14 protein-coding genes are annotated in these 14,251 nt (G+C 70.1%); 12 read left to right on the plus strand and 2 right to left on the minus strand.

Annotated features, from left to right (window positions below; genetic code table 11):
* Positions 1 to 44: 44 nt before the first annotated feature.
* Both ACZ4K2_RS12115 and ACZ4K2_RS12120 read left to right on the plus strand, forming a co-directional pair.
* On the plus strand, positions 45 to 947 hold the full coding sequence (locus ACZ4K2_RS12115) for a tRNA (adenine-N1)-methyltransferase (RefSeq protein WP_467473069.1): 903 nt from the start codon (positions 45 to 47) through the stop codon (positions 945 to 947).
* A gap of 238 nt (positions 948 to 1,185) precedes the next feature.
* Positions 1,186 to 1,755, plus strand: a complete 570-nt coding sequence (locus tag ACZ4K2_RS12120; RefSeq protein WP_467473071.1) for a hypothetical protein — start codon at positions 1,186 to 1,188, stop codon at positions 1,753 to 1,755.
* A gap of 7 nt (positions 1,756 to 1,762) precedes the next feature.
* Here the strand turns inward: ACZ4K2_RS12120 and ACZ4K2_RS12125 are convergent, their stop codons facing one another.
* The gene (locus tag ACZ4K2_RS12125; RefSeq protein WP_467473073.1) at positions 1,763 to 2,065 is read right to left on the minus strand and encodes a ferredoxin; all 303 of its coding nucleotides are present in this window, start codon (positions 2,063 to 2,065) and stop codon (positions 1,763 to 1,765) included.
* 535 nt (positions 2,066 to 2,600) lie between these two features.
* On the opposite strand from ACZ4K2_RS12125, the gene arc reads away from it, so the two are divergent.
* The 6 genes from arc to prcA all read left to right on the plus strand — a co-directional run bounded on the left by arc (position 2,601) and on the right by prcA (position 8,743).
* Entirely contained in the window at positions 2,601 to 4,367 is a 1,767-nt protein-coding gene (arc, locus tag ACZ4K2_RS12130; protein WP_467473075.1) for a proteasome ATPase, read from the plus strand.
* A 232-nt stretch (positions 4,368 to 4,599) separates the two neighbouring features.
* Positions 4,600 to 6,111 carry a depupylase/deamidase Dop gene (gene dop / locus ACZ4K2_RS12135; protein WP_467473078.1) on the plus strand — a complete coding sequence of 504 codons (1,512 nt, stop codon included), beginning with the start codon at positions 4,600 to 4,602 and terminating at the stop codon, positions 6,109 to 6,111.
* Positions 6,112 to 6,293: 182 nt separating this feature from the next.
* Positions 6,294 to 6,512 carry a ubiquitin-like protein Pup gene (locus tag ACZ4K2_RS12140; protein ID WP_251092695.1) on the plus strand — a complete coding sequence of 73 codons (219 nt, stop codon included), beginning with the start codon at positions 6,294 to 6,296 and terminating at the stop codon, positions 6,510 to 6,512.
* A gap of 41 nt (positions 6,513 to 6,553) precedes the next feature.
* Positions 6,554 to 7,147, plus strand: coding sequence for an endonuclease VII domain-containing protein (locus tag ACZ4K2_RS12145; protein WP_467473080.1), 594 nt, complete (start codon positions 6,554 to 6,556; stop codon positions 7,145 to 7,147).
* Complete coding sequence (gene prcB / locus ACZ4K2_RS12150) at positions 7,099 to 7,944, plus strand: proteasome subunit beta (protein ID WP_467473082.1); 846 nt, start codon at positions 7,099 to 7,101, stop codon at positions 7,942 to 7,944. The genes ACZ4K2_RS12145 and prcB overlap by 49 nt, the downstream gene beginning before the upstream one ends.
* Positions 7,945 to 8,005: 61 nt before the next feature.
* Positions 8,006 to 8,743 (plus strand): proteasome subunit alpha, encoded by a 738-nt coding sequence (gene prcA / locus ACZ4K2_RS12155; protein ID WP_467473083.1) that lies wholly within the window; start codon positions 8,006 to 8,008, stop codon positions 8,741 to 8,743.
* 55 nt (positions 8,744 to 8,798) lie between these two features.
* On the opposite strand, the gene ACZ4K2_RS12160 is transcribed toward prcA, so the two are convergent.
* A complete protein-coding gene (locus ACZ4K2_RS12160) occupies positions 8,799 to 9,818 on the minus strand; it encodes a LacI family DNA-binding transcriptional regulator (protein WP_467473085.1) in 1,020 nt (339 codons plus the stop codon).
* Between the two features lie 136 nt (positions 9,819 to 9,954).
* On the opposite strand from ACZ4K2_RS12160, the gene ACZ4K2_RS12165 reads away from it, so the two are divergent.
* From ACZ4K2_RS12165 to ACZ4K2_RS12180, 4 genes are all read left to right on the plus strand, one after another.
* Positions 9,955 to 11,214, plus strand: a complete 1,260-nt coding sequence (locus ACZ4K2_RS12165) for an MFS transporter (RefSeq protein WP_467473087.1) — start codon at positions 9,955 to 9,957, stop codon at positions 11,212 to 11,214.
* Between the two features lie 9 nt (positions 11,215 to 11,223).
* Positions 11,224 to 12,585 (plus strand): Pup--protein ligase, encoded by a 1,362-nt coding sequence (pafA, locus tag ACZ4K2_RS12170; RefSeq protein ID WP_225822079.1) that lies wholly within the window; start codon positions 11,224 to 11,226, stop codon positions 12,583 to 12,585.
* Between the two features lie 142 nt (positions 12,586 to 12,727).
* Positions 12,728 to 13,729: an FKBP-type peptidyl-prolyl cis-trans isomerase gene (locus ACZ4K2_RS12175; protein WP_467473090.1), complete on the plus strand. Its 1,002-nt coding sequence runs from the start codon at positions 12,728 to 12,730 to the stop codon at positions 13,727 to 13,729.
* 81 nt (positions 13,730 to 13,810) lie between these two features.
* Positions 13,811 to 14,182 carry an FKBP-type peptidyl-prolyl cis-trans isomerase gene (locus ACZ4K2_RS12180; protein ID WP_467473092.1) on the plus strand — a complete coding sequence of 124 codons (372 nt, stop codon included), beginning with the start codon at positions 13,811 to 13,813 and terminating at the stop codon, positions 14,180 to 14,182.
* Positions 14,183 to 14,251: the final 69 nt, after the last annotated feature.

Below are 14,251 nucleotides of genomic sequence, written 5' to 3' on the forward strand. Positions count from 1 at the left end.
TGCGGTGGTCCGGGACGCCCACCCGGACCCGGTAGTCTGTTCACATGTCCGAACCGACCGGTGCCGCCCGCAGGCGCGGGCCCTTCAAGGTCGGGGACCAGGTACAGCTGACCGACCCCAAGGGCCGCCACTACACGTTCACGCTCGAAGCCGGGAAGAACTTCCACACCCACAAGGGCTCCTTCCCGCACGACGAACTGATCGGCGCTCCCGAGGGCAGCGTTGTCCGCACCACCGGCAACGTCGCCTACCTCGCGCTGCGCCCCCTGCTCCCCGACTACGTCCTGTCCATGCCCCGCGGGGCAGCCGTCGTCTACCCGAAGGACGCGGGGCAGATCCTCGCCTTCGCCGACATCTTCCCCGGCGCCCGCGTCGTCGAGGCCGGCGTCGGCTCCGGCTCGCTCAGCAGCTTCCTGCTGCGCGCCATCGGCGACCAGGGCATGCTGCACTCCTACGAGCGCCGCGAGGACTTCGCCGACATCGCCCGGCAGAACGTGGAACGCTACTTCGGCGGCCCGCACCCCGCCTGGCAGCTCACCGTCGGCGACCTCCAGGACAACCTGTCCGACGCCGACGTCGACCGCGTCATCCTCGACATGCTCGCCCCCTGGGAGTGCCTGGAGGCCGTCTCCAAGGCGCTCGTCCCCGGCGGCATCCTGTGCTGCTACGTGGCGACCACCACCCAGCTCGCCCGGACCGTCGAGTCCATCCGGGAGATCGGCTGCTTCAACGAGCCGACCGCCTGGGAGACCATGATCCGCAACTGGCACATCGAGGGCCTGGCCGTCCGCCCCGACCACCGCATGATCGGCCACACCGGCTTCCTGCTCACCGCCCGCCGCCTCGCCGACGGCGTCGAGCCGCCCATGCGCCGCCGCCGCCCCGCCAAGGGCGCCTACGGCGAGGACTACGCCGGACCCAACGCCGACGGCGGCGCCGGCCGCTGACCGGCCGCCCGCACCCAACACGACGGCGCCGTGCCCGAGTTCCCCCTCACCGACGGGAACCCGGCCACGGCGCCCCCGCGTTGACAGGGCACCAGGCCCCCCACGCACCCCGCCCGCACGGCGACGCACGCGAGCGGACCGCCCGCGGGAATCCCGGCCCCCGCCGTTCCACCGCACCGTGACGTGTGGCAGCATGCAGGCCACCCCACCGGCACAGCCCTCACAGGAGACACTCCTCGTGCAGCAATCCGCCGTTCCGGAGCTCGCCCACACGCAGACCCGGCCCATCCACTGGGTCGCCACCGCCGCGGCCGTCGCCGCCGTCGTGGCCCTCTCCGCCGTCGCCCGCCCCGGATCGGCCACGGCCGCCCCGACCACCCCGGCCGGCACCCGGCCCGTCACCGCGGCGGCCCCCGGCACGGCCGGCGTCGCCTTCCCTCTGGAATGCGGACCCGTGAAACCCGTCGTCGTCAAGAAGGCCACCGGCGACCTCGACGGCGACGGCAGGCCGGAAACCGTCGCCGTGGTCCACTGCGACGCCCCCATGGGCACCCCGCCCGACGGCGTGTACGTCCTCACCCACGGCACCGGCGGCACCGCCCGCGTGGTCGCCACCCTCGTACGGCCCGCGGAACGCCTCACGGTCACCGGCCTCACCGTCCGGGCCCGCGCCGTCTCCGCCACGCTCCTCGGCTACTCCACGGATGCCGTGCCCAGTTGCTGCCCCGACACCAGGACCCCGGCCGGCTGGCGGTGGGACGGCAAAGCCTTCCTCCGCTCCACCCCGGCCGGGGCCCACAGCGTCTGAACCGGGCTCACTGCGCCCCGGGGCCGTACACCTCGATCCCGTCCGCGACCCGGCGCACGTGGATGCACTCGCCGGGACACTCCTTCGCCGAGTCCACCACGTCCGTCAGCAACGGCAGCGGCACCGGCACCGTCGCGCCGGGAGCCTGCAACAGCTCGTCGTCCGCACCCTTCACATAGGCCAGCCCGTCGATGTCCAGCTCGAACACCTCCGGGGCGTACTGGGCACAGATCCCGTCGCCGGTACACAGGTCCTGGTCGATCCAGACCTCCAGCGACTCCCCGCCCGGGGCCTCCTGCTGCACGGTCACCTCTCCTGCCGTCGGTTCGCCGGACGCACCCGGACCACGTGGGCCGGCCCGGTCAGCTCCGGCGGCTGTTCCACACCGACCCTACCTCCGCCCCCGGCACGGCCGACCGCGACCGCCCGGGGTTTCCCGCCCCGCCCCCTCGGGTAACAGCGCCGGACCGGGAGAACCGGGGAAACCCGGAGAAGGGGACGCCCCAGGGGCGGGGCCGGACACTTCAGGCCACCACGGCGGTCACACCGCCCACCTGTTCCGTCGCTCAGCGTGAGAACCGCGCGGGCGCTCACAGTGCTGCCCGCGAACGGGCCGAACGGACCGCAACGGACAACTCCGGCCCGTGACGAAGGGTTTCGACCACGCCAAGCATGGAACAAGCTGCTTTCCCCTCACGTTCAGTGGGTATCCCCTCCGTGCGAGGGAGTGTGCAGCGGGTGACCGACGACACACCTTGACAGTCTTTGTGATCTAGGGGTTTCAATCGACACCCACCCAGGTAGGGTCTGGAAGCGTCCAGCTCCCCTTGGAGGAGGTGAGGACCGTGGCAGCCCACGACGACGACATGAACCGCGGCATCCGCCCGGGACGCGGGTCCGACGACCCGGCCGGGCAGATCGCCTACCTTGAGCAGGAGATCGCCGTCCTGCGCCGCAAGCTCGCCGACTCTCCGCGCCACACGAGGATTCTCGAAGAGCGGATCGTCGAGTTGCAGACCAATCTGGCCGGCGTGTCCGCCCAGAACGAGAGACTGGCCAACACGCTCCGCGAGGCCCGCGACCAGATCGTGGCCCTCAAGGAGGAAGTCGACCGGCTCGCCCAGCCGCCGGCCGGCTTCGGCGTCTTCCTGCAAGCCAACGAGGACGGCACCGCCGACATCTTCACCGGAGGGCGCAAGCTCCGCGTGAACGTCAGCCCCGGCGTCGAACTCGACGACATGCGGCGCGGCCAGGAAGTCATGCTCAACGAAGCGCTCAACGTGGTCGAGGCCATGGAGTTCGAGCGCGTCGGCGACATCGTCACCCTCAAGGAGATCCTCGAGGACGGCGAGCGCGCCCTCGTGCTGGGGCACACCGACGAGGAACGGGTGGTGCGGCTCGCCGAGCCGCTGCTGGACGTCACCATCCGCCCCGGCGACGCCCTGCTCCTCGAACCCCGCTCCGGCTACGTCTACGAGGTCGTGCCCAAGAGCGAGGTCGAGGAACTCGTCCTCGAAGAGGTCCCCGACATCGGCTACGAGCAGATCGGCGGCCTCGGCAACCAGATCGAGGCCATCCGCGACGCGGTCGAGCTGCCCTACCTCTACCCCGACCTCTTCAAGGAGCACGAGCTGCGCCCGCCCAAGGGCGTCCTGCTCTACGGCCCGCCCGGCTGCGGCAAGACACTCATCGCCAAGGCCGTCGCCAACTCGCTCGCCAAGAAGGTCGCCGAGGTCACCGGCCAGGCCGCCGGCAAGAGCTTCTTCCTCAACATCAAGGGACCCGAGCTCCTCAACAAGTACGTCGGCGAGACCGAGCGCCAGATCCGCCTGGTCTTCCAGCGAGCCCGCGAGAAGGCCAGCGAAGGCACCCCCGTCATCGTCTTCTTCGACGAGATGGAGTCCCTCTTCCGCACCCGCGGCTCCGGCGTCAGCTCCGACGTGGAGAACACCATCGTCCCCCAGCTCCTCGCCGAGATCGACGGCGTGGAGGGCCTGCAGAACGTGGTCGTGATCGGCGCCTCCAACCGCGAGGACATGATCGACCCCGCCATCCTGCGCCCCGGCCGCCTCGACGTGAAGATCAAGATCGAGCGTCCGGACGCCGAAGCGGCCAAGGACATCTTCGGCAAGTACCTCACCGAACGCCTCCCGCTGCACACCGACGACCTCGACGAGCACGGCGGCGACCGGACCACCACCGTCCAGAGCATGATCCAGACGGCCGTGGAGCAGATGTACGCCGAATCCGAGGAGAACCGCTTCCTGGAAGTCACCTACGCCAACGGCGACAAGGAAGTCCTCTACTTCAAGGACTTCAATTCCGGCGCAATGATCGAGAACATCGTCGGCCGCGCCAAGAAAATGGCGATCAAGGACTTCCTCGAAAAGACCCAGAAGGGCCTCCGCGTCTCCCACCTGCTCCAGGCATGCGTGGACGAGTTCAAGGAGAACGAGGACCTGCCCAACACCACCAACCCGGACGACTGGGCCCGGATCTCCGGAAAGAAGGGCGAGCGGATCGTCTACATCCGCACCCTCATCACCGGAAAGCAGGGCGCCGACACCGGACGCTCCATCGACACGGTGGCGAACACCGGTCAATACCTGTAAAAGCAGGGCGGCTGCGGGTGCCCTCACCGGGTACCCGCAGCCGACTGTTTTTCCGGCCACGACCGGAGCAGCCAATGACGCAAATGATCTCCCCACCAGCGCAAAGCCGTTCTAGGCTCGTTCCTACCGCCGAGTCGCGCAGTGTGGGGACGGGCACCGCACACGCACCGGAGCGCCAGCGGTACGTGAGCGGCACCCACGACCGAGGGCGCCGCCGGGCAAGGAGGGCCGCATGACTGTACGGCGAGTAATGGGCATCGAGACGGAATACGGGATCTCCGTCCCCGGCCACCCCAACGCCAATGCCATGCTCACCTCGTCCCAGATCGTCAACGCCTACGCGGCGGCGATGCACCGGGCCCGCCGGGCCCGCTGGGACTTCGAGGAGGAGAACCCGCTCCGGGACGCGCGAGGCTTCGACCTCGCCCGGGAGGCCGCCGACGCCAGCCAGCTCACCGACGAGGACATCGGCCTCGCCAACGTGATCCTGACCAACGGCGCCCGCCTCTACGTCGACCACGCCCACCCCGAATACAGCGCCCCCGAGGTCACCAACCCCCGCGACGCCGTCCTCTGGGACAAGGCCGGCGAACGCATCATGGCCGAGGCCGCCGAACGGGCCGCCCAGCTGCCCGGCGCCCAGCCCATCCACCTCTACAAGAACAACACCGACAACAAGGGCGCCAGCTACGGCACGCACGAGAACTACCTGATGAAGCGGGAGACCCCCTTCTCGGACATCGTGCGCCACCTCACGCCCTTCTTCGTCTCCCGCCAGGTCTTCGCCGGCGCCGGCCGCGTCGGCATCGGCCAGGACGGCCACGAACACGGCTTCCAGCTCAGCCAGCGCGCGGACTACTTCGAGGTCGAGGTCGGCCTGGAGACCACCCTCAAGCGCCCCATCATCAACACCCGCGACGAGCCCCACGCCGACGCCGAGAAGTACCGCCGCCTGCACGTGATCATCGGCGACGCCAACCTCTCCGAGATCTCGACCTACCTCAAGCTGGGCACCACCGCGCTGGTCCTCTCCATGATCGAGGACGGCTTCATCGCCGTCGACCTCGCCGTCGACCAGCCCGTCCGCACCCTCCACCAGGTCTCCCACGACCCCGGCCTCAAGCGGCTCGTCACCCTGCGCAGCGGACGCACGCTCACCGCGGTCCAGCTCCAGATGGAGTACTACGAACTGGCCCGCAAGTACGTCGAGGAACGTCACGGCACCGACGCCGACGACCAGACCAGGGACGTCCTCAGCCGCTGGGAGGACACCCTCACCCGGCTGGAGAACGACCCCATGAGCCTGGCCGGCGAGCTGGACTGGGTCGCCAAGCGGGAACTCATGGAGGGCTACCGACGCCGCGACGGCCTCGACTGGGACGCGGCCAAGCTCCACCTCCTCGACCTCCAGTACGCCGACGTGCGCGCCGAGAAGGGCCTGTACAACCGGCTGGCGGCCCGCGGACGCATCAAGCGCCTCCTGGACGAGTCCGAGGTCGACAAGGCCCGCAGGAAGCCCCCGGAGGACACCCGCGCCTACTTCCGCGGCCGCTGCCTGGAGCAGTACGCCGACGACGTCGCCGCGGCCAGCTGGGACTCGGTCATCTTCGACCTCCCCGGCCGGGACAGCCTCCAGCGGGTCCCAACCCTGGAACCGCTACGCGGAACGCGAAATCACGTCAAGGAGCTGCTGGACCGCTGCCGCACCGCGGAAGACCTGGTCAGGGTCCTGTCCGGCGGCTGAGCGGGATCGGCGCGGAGATCAGCGGGTACTCGTACCGTCCCGGGCGGCGGGTGGAAGACCCCCCGCCCGGGAATCATCGAGATGGCCCCCGCACGTTGTGGAAACTGCGGGGCTGATGTCGGACCCGGCCTATAGGGTCTGATCATCACCGATCGGCAGGCGAACTGAGCGGGGTGAGGGACATGGCGACCAAGGACACCGGCGGCGGCCAGCAGAAGGCGACGCACTCGACCGAGGAGGTCGAGGAGCAGACCCAGGACGCGCAGGCCTCGGAGGACCTGAAGGAACGGCACGAGAAGCTGTCCGACGACGTGGACTCCGTACTCGACGAAATCGACGACGTACTCGAAGAGAACGCCGAGGATTTCGTGAGGTCCTTTGTTCAAAAGGGTGGAGAGTAATTTCACCTTTGATTCAAAGGTGAAGGCGGGGGAATCTCGGGGTGAGCGAAGAGTCGGCTTCGAGGCGCTGCTCGCGGTGCAAGCAACAGCTGCCGCGTGCGGCCTTCGCGAACAACAAGTCCATGTCCAGTGGCCTCCAGGCGTACTGCCGGGATTGTTCTGCCAGGTACTACCGGCAGCGTCAGGAGGCCAAGGGCAGGAAGGTGCGGGAGAAGGCGCCGGTCCCGCAGGGGCACAAGCGCTGTCCACGGTGCGAAGTGGTGAAGCCGCACTCCGACTGGGAGCGCAACAAGTCCTCGTCGGACGGCTGGGCGAGCTACTGCCGCGCGTGCCGGGCGGAGCGGAACAGGGCCAGCTACTTCAAGCGCGAGTACGGCCTCACCGAGGCCGAGCGTGACGCGATGGTCGCCTCTCAGCGGGGGCTGTGTGTGATCTGCCTGGACGCCCCGCCCGCGCATGTGGATCACTGCCATGAGACGGGTAGGGTCCGTGGCGTACTGTGCTTCAGCTGCAACGCCGCGCTGGGGCAGTTCAAGGATCAGCCCGAAGCCATCAGGCGGGCTGCTGCATACGTGGAAGGAAACGCGTGGAAGCCAACACTCGTAGCACCGGGCGTCTACCAGCTGCCTTCCTGACGCCAGGGTCCTCCTCGTTCATGGACTTCCTCTCCGAGCACCAGCCCGAGCTGCTGCCCGGCAAGCGGCAGCTGCCGCCCACGCAGGGTGTGATCGAGGCGCCGCACGGGACCACGATCGTCGCGGTCACGTTCCCGGGGGGCGTCGTGCTCGCCGGTGACCGCCGGGCGACGATGGGCAACGTCATCGCCCAGCGGGACATCGAGAAGGTCTTCCCGGCCGACGAGTACTCGGCGGTGGGCATCGCCGGCACCGCCGGTCTGGCCGTGGAGATGGTCAAGCTCTTCCAGCTGGAGCTGGAGCACTTCGAGAAGGTCGAGGGCGCCCAGCTGTCGCTGGAGGGCAAGGCGAACCGGCTGTCGACCATGATCCGGTCCAACCTCGGCATGGCCATGCAGGGCCTGGCGGTGGTGCCGCTGTTCGCCGGGTACGACGTGGACCGGGAGAAGGGCCGCATCTTCTCGTACGACGTCACGGGCGGTCGTTCGGAGGAGCACAACTTCGCGGCGACGGGGTCGGGCTCGGTCTTCGCGCGGGGCGCGATGAAGAAGCTGTTCCGTGCCGGCCTGACCGAGGAGCAGGCGACCACACTGGTGGTGCAGGCCCTCTACGACGCGGCTGACGACGACTCGGCGACCGGTGGTCCCGATGTCGCCCGCCGGATCTACCCGATCATCACCGTGATCACCGAGGACGGCTTCCGGCGGCTCACCGAGGAGGAGTCGTCGCAGCTCGCCCGCGCGGTGCTGCAGAAGCGCCTGGAGGAGCCGGACGGCCCGAAGGCCGCCCTGCTCTGAGCGCGGGCCCGGATCTTGTCAAGGTGATCCAGTGACCATCACAGAAAGGGACGGATAACCGGTGTCGACGCCGTTCTATGTCTCACCCCAGCAGGCGATGGCCGACCGGGCGGAGTACGCCCGCAAGGGCATCGCCCGCGGTCGCAGCCTGGTCGTGCTGCAGTACGCCGACGGCATCGTGTTCGTCGGTGAGAACCCGTCCCGCGCGCTGCACAAGTTCAGCGAGATCTACGACCGGATCGGCTTCGCGGCCGCCGGCAAGTACAACGAGTACGAGAACCTGCGGATCGGCGGTGTGCGCTACGCCGACCTGCGGGGTTACACCTACGACCGTGACGATGTGACGGCGCGCGGGCTGGCGAACGTGTACGCCCAGACGCTGGGCACGATCTTCTCGTCGGCGGCGGAGAAGCCGTACGAGGTGGAGCTGGTGGTGGCCGAGGTGGGGGAGACCCCCGAGGGCGACCAGATCTACCGGCTGCCGCACGACGGCTCGATCGTGGACGAGCACGGTTCGGTGGCGGTGGGCGGCAACGCGGAGCAGATCAGCGGGTTCCTGGACCAGCGGCACCGGGACGGCATGTCGCTGGCGGAGGCGCTGAAGCTGGCGGTGCAGGCGTTGTCGCGGGACACCAACGGCAGTGAGCGGGAGATCCCCGCGGAGCGGCTGGAGGTGGCGGTGCTGGACCGTACGCGGCCGCAGAAGCGCAAGTTCAAGCGGATCGTCGGCCGGCAGCTCGTGCGGCTGCTGGAGGCGGAGGGCGCGGGGACGGAGGCGGAGACCTCCGAGGAGGAGTGATCCGTCGTCGTCCCGTGGTGCCCCGGCCGGTTCTCCGGCCGGGGCACCGGTGTTTTCAGGCGGGGGCGGGCGGCGGGGCCGTGGAGCCGCGGACGACGAGGCGGACGGGGATGTCGCCGCCTTCCGGTTCGCGGCCGTCGAGGACGGCGAGGAGGGCGAGCATGCCGCGTTCCCCGAAGAGTTCGGCGTCGAGGCGCACGGTGGTCAGTTCGGGGTCGAGGGCGGTGGCCAGGGCGAGGTCGTCGAGGCCGGTGACGGAGATGTCGTCGGGGACGCGCAGGCCGAGGCGGCGGACGGCCTTGTAGGCGCCGGCGGCGAGTTTGTCGTCGTCGCAGACGACGGCCGTGGGGCGGGGGCCGGGTGCGGTGAGCGCGGTCTCGGTGGCGGCGCGTGCTCCGTCGATGGAGATGGGGGCGCGGGCGGTGCGGAGGCGGGTGCCGGGTGCGGCGGCGAGGCGGGCGGCGAGTTCCCTGGCGCGGACCTCGAAGGTCCAGGAGGGGACGTCGGCGGCGAGGTGGAGGACGTGGCGGTGGCCGAGGCCGAGGAGGTGGGCGGCGACCTGGCGGACGCCGTCGGCGATGTCGAGGTTGACGGTGGCGGCGCCGAGGCTGCCTGCGGGGTCGCTGTCGAGCATGACGAGGGGGAGCTGGTCGCCGCGGATGGCGGTGAGGGCGTCGGCGGCCATGGAGGAGGCGAGGACGCCGTCGAGCGCGGCCTGTGCGGAGGCGAAGGGGTCGCGGGCGGGGCCGATGCCCTCGGGGGAGGGGTAGAGGACGACGCCGAAGCCGTGTGCGGCGGCGACGCGGGCGGCGCCGGTGTAGACGCCGGCGAAGAACTCGGTGGTGAGGGCGGGGACGACGAGCAGGACGGTGCGGGTGCGGCCGAGGCGGAGGTTGCGGGCGGCGAGGTTGGGGCGGTAGCCGAGGTCGCGGGCGGCGGCGCGGACGCGTTCGGCGGTGGCCTGGGAGACGCGGCCGCGCCATTTGTCGCCGAGTACGAGGGAGACGGCCGCCTGGGAGACCCCGGCGGCCTGGGCGACGTCCCGGCTGGTCGGGCGCGTGCTGCTGCGTGGCACCGTGGGCCTGCTCCTGTTCGTCTGGGGGTCGCCGGTGGCTCGGGGGCCGGTGGCGGGGTGTCGGTCGTCTGGACGTGCGAACAGCGCACATGGTACGTATGGGCGCGGACGTTATACGTAACACTTGGAGGCGGTCATGGCGACGGGGTACCTGGAGATCCTCCGGGCGAGACACGCGCTCCGGCTGCTCACGGGCACGCTGGTGGGCCGGCTGCCCAACGCGACCGCCGCCATCGCCCTGGTGCTCTTCGTGCGCGCGGAGGGCGGCACGTACAGCCTGGCCGGCGGCCTCGCGGCGGTGTACGGCGTGGCCAACGCGGTCGGCCAGCCGGTGCTGGGCCGGCTGGTGGACCTGCACGGGCAGCCGCGGGTCCAGCTCCCGGCGGCCGTGCTGGCGGCCCTGGCCATGACGGTGTTCGCGTTCACCGGCACCGGCACGCCGGCGGCGGCCTACGCGTCCGTGGCGGCGGCCGGCCTGTTCGCGCCGCCCCTGGAGGGCGGTCTGCGGGCCCTGTGGCCGTCGGTGCTGCGCCGGGAGGAGCAGGTGCACACCGCGTACGCGATGGACGCGATCGCTCAGGAGGTCATGTTCACCGTCGGGCCGCTGCTGGTGACCGTGTGCGTGTCCGTATGGGACGAGCGGGCCGCACTGCTGGTGCTGAACGCGCTGGGGGTGCTCGGCGCGCTCTCGGTGGTGGTGTCGCCGCCCTCGCGGGCGTGGCGGTCGGCCCCGCGCGAGGCGCACTGGCTGGGCGCGCTGCGTTCGCCGGGGCTGCTCGCCCTGCTCGCCGCGTTCCTGTTCGTCGGCATCGCCCTGGGCTCCATCACGGTCGCCGCGCTGTCGTACGCCGACGGCCACGGCGGGGACGCGGTGTACGGCTGGCTGATGGCCGGGCTGGGCCTGGGGGCCCTGGCGGGCGGCGCGGTGTACGGGGCCCGCCGGTGGGCGGGGTCCCCGGAGGGGCGACTGCGGGTGCTCGTGCTGCTTCTGGCGGTGTGTTACCTGCCGCTGACGCTGACGCCGGGCGTGGTCGCCATGGTGCTGCTGAGCGTGGTCTCCGGGGTGTTCCTCGCGCCGTGCATCGCGTGTGCGTTCATCATCGTCGACCGGCACGCGCCGGGCGGGACCGTCACCGAGGCGTTCTCCTGGCTCGTGACCACGTTCACCGTGGGCGCGTCGGTGGGAACGGGCCTGGCCGGGCCGGTGGTCCAGGCCGGTGGCACGGTGTGGGGGTTCGCGCTGCCGGGTGCGGCGGGGGCCGTGTCGCTGCTGGTCCTGCTCGCCACTCAGGGGGTCCTCGCAGCTCCCGCGCGGGGTGGGGTCGTTGCGGCTTCATCGGAAAATGATCCAAATCGTGCCGTCGAACCTCGTTTCAGTTCGGGGGATCGGGCGTAATGTTCCCTCATGGACCGCCGCATTTTCGGGCTGGAGAACGAGTACGGCGTCACGTGCACGTTCAGGGGACAGCGGCGCCTGTCTCCTGACGAGGTGGCGCGGTACCTCTTCCGCCGTGTCGTGTCATGGGGCCGCAGCAGCAATGTCTTTCTGCGAAACGGCGCCCGGCTCTATCTCGACGTGGGCTCACATCCGGAATACGCGACACCCGAATGTGACAACGTGACCGAACTGGTCACCCACGACAAGGCCGGCGAGCGCATTCTCGAGGGACTCCTGGTGGACGCGGAACGACGCCTGCACGAGGAGGGGATCGCGGGCGACGTCTACCTTTTCAAGAACAACACCGACTCGGCGGGCAACTCCTACGGTTGCCACGAGAACTACCTGGTGGCGCGGCACGGGGAGTTCTCCCGGCTCGCGGACATCCTCATCCCCTTCCTGGTCACCCGGCAGCTGCTGTGCGGCGCGGGCAAGGTGCTGCAGACTCCGCGCGGAGCCGTGTACTGCGTGAGCCAGCGGGCCGAGCACATCTGGGAGGGCGTCTCCTCGGCGACGACGCGTTCCCGGCCGATCATCAACACCCGCGACGAGCCGCACGCGGACGCCGAGCGCTACCGCAGGCTGCACGTCATCGTCGGCGACTCGAACATGTCCGAGACGACGATGCTGCTCAAGGTGGGCGCCACGGACCTGGTGCTGCGCATGATCGAGGCGGGCACCGTGATGCGCGACCTGACCCTGGAGAACCCGATCCGGGCGATCCGGGAGGTCAGCCACGACATCACCGGCCGGCGCAAGGTGCGCCTGGCCAGCGGCCGGGAGGCGTCGGCGCTGGAGGTGCAGCGCGAGTACTTCGACAAGGCCGTGGACTTCTGCGACCGGCGGGGCATCCGCACGGGTACGGTCGCGCAGGTCCTGGAGCTGTGGGGGCGCACGCTCGAGGCGATCGAGAACGAGGAACTGGACCGCATCGAGACCGAGATCGACTGGGTCATGAAGTACAAGCTCATCGAGCGGTACCGGGCGAAGCACAACATGACGATGTCGCACCCGCGGGTCGCGCAGATAGACCTCGCGTACCACGACATCCACCGGCGTCGTGGTCTGTACTACCTGCTGGAGAGGAAGGGCCAAGCAGCCCGGGTCTGCAACGACTTGAAGATCTTCGAGGGCAAGTCGGTGCCGCCGCAGACCACTCGGGCGCGGCTGCGCGGCGACTTCATCCGGCGGGCGCAGGAGCAGCGCAGGGACTTCACGGTCGACTGGGTGCACCTCAAGCTCAACGACCAGGCGCAGCGCACGGTGCTGTGCAAGGACCCATTCCGTTCGGTGGACGACCGGGTGGAGAAGCTGATCGCCGGCATGTAGGGGAGGACGCTCGCACCGGGCGTCTCGCCGCCGCGATGCCGGAACGCCACACGGGCGCCGTACGTTTCCGTACGGCGCCCTTGTCGCGTCGTAGAGTTGCGCGCACGCCATCCGCCAGACCGACCGATTACGAGGCTCTTCCGTGCGCCGACGCTCACTCCTCCTCGCCGCCGTTCCCGCTGGACTGGTCACGCTCGCCGGGTGCGGTGACGGCACGTCCGACTCCGGCGGGAGTGCCTCGCCGTCGCCGTCCGCGTCCTCCTCGCCGCCGCCGAAGATCGTGTCGGGGCCGCTGCCGGGGATCACGGCGGGCACGAAGTTCGGCGAGAAGCCGACGATCGCGAAGGGGACGGGCACCCCGTCGAAGGACCTGGCGGTCCGGACGGTGATCGCGGGCAGTGGCCGGGCGGTCGCGGAGAACGACTTCATCCGGGCCGACTACCTCGGGCAGATCTGGGACACCGGCAAGGTGTTCGACAACTCGTACGACCGCAAGCGGCCGCTGGTGATGCAGCTCGCCCAGGGCAGCATCATCGACGGCTGGCGGTACGGCCTCCAGGGCAAGCGGACGGGCAGCCGGGTGGAGATCGCCGTGCCGCCGGACCTGGGGTACGGCAAGGGTGGCAACGCGCAGGCGGGCATCAAGGGCACCGACACGCTGGTGTTCGTGATCGACCTGATCGAGTCGTTCAACTCGAAGAGTTCCGCGAAGGGCACGGCGGTGCCGCAGACCGACGCGGCGCTGCCGAAGGTGGGCACGAACACCGACGGTCAGGTGCCGGCGGTCACCCTTCCCAAGACGGCCCCGCCGAAGAAGCTGGTGTCGGCGTACGTGCTGGAGGGGGACGGTCCGGAGCTGAAGGCCGACCAGACGGTGCTGTGCCAGTTCCAGGGGCTGGTCTGGGACGGCGGGCAGCCGTTCCAGCGGACGTACGGTTCGGGCCGGCTCAGCCAGTTCTCGCTGGAGCAGATGCAGCAGGCGGTCAAGGGGCTGGCGCAGGGCCTGACCGGCAAGAAGGTGGGCAGCAGGGTGCTGGTCGTGATTCCGCCGGAGCTGGGGTACGGGGACACCCCGCCGAGCGGCGGGCCGGTCAAGAAGGGGTCCACGCTGGTGTTCACGGTGGACGTCCTCGCGGCGATGTAGTGCGGGGCGGCGCGGGCGGCGGGGCGGCGGAGATGAAAGACTGTCGGCGTTTCGTGTCGTACACCAGCAGGAGCTTTTGACGTGAGCATCGAGAAGCCCGAGATCGACTTCCCGGGCGGCGAGCCCCCGGCGGACCTTGAGATCAAGGACATCTGGGAGGGTGACGGGCCGGTCGCGGAGGCGGGCCGTACGGTCACGGTCCACTACGTGGGCGTGGCGTTCAGCACCGGTGAGGAGTTCGACGCCAGCTGGAACCGTGGCACTCCGTTCCGCTTCCCGCTGGGCGGCGGCCGGGTCATCGCGGGCTGGGACCAGGGCGTGCAGGGCATGAAGGTCGGTGGCCGCCGCCAGCTGACCATCCCGGCGCACTTGGCCTACGGCAACCAGAGCCCGACTCCGGCGATCAAGCCCGGCGAGACCCTCATCTTCGTGGTGGACCTCCTCGACGTCTGATCCGTGTCCCGGATCCGACCGGATCCGATCACACGGGGCCCATGCCCGCCCGGGCATGGGCCTCGGCTT

Source organism: Streptomyces sp. NPDC025833 (genome assembly GCF_055558055.1).

What these genes read in the sequence shown, in the direction of transcription:
- dop (WP_467473078.1), top strand. Translation starts at nt 4,600, where the DNA reads ATGACTGTACGGCGAGTAATGGGCATCGAGACGGAATACGGGATCTCC.
- ACZ4K2_RS12115 (WP_467473069.1), top strand. Translation starts at nt 45, where the DNA reads ATGTCCGAACCGACCGGTGCCGCCCGCAGGCGCGGGCCCTTCAAGGTC.
- ACZ4K2_RS12140 (WP_251092695.1), top strand. Translation starts at nt 6,294, where the DNA reads ATGGCGACCAAGGACACCGGCGGCGGCCAGCAGAAGGCGACGCACTCG.
- ACZ4K2_RS12165 (WP_467473087.1), top strand. Translation starts at nt 9,955, where the DNA reads ATGGCGACGGGGTACCTGGAGATCCTCCGGGCGAGACACGCGCTCCGG.
- pafA (WP_225822079.1), top strand. Translation starts at nt 11,224, where the DNA reads ATGGACCGCCGCATTTTCGGGCTGGAGAACGAGTACGGCGTCACGTGC.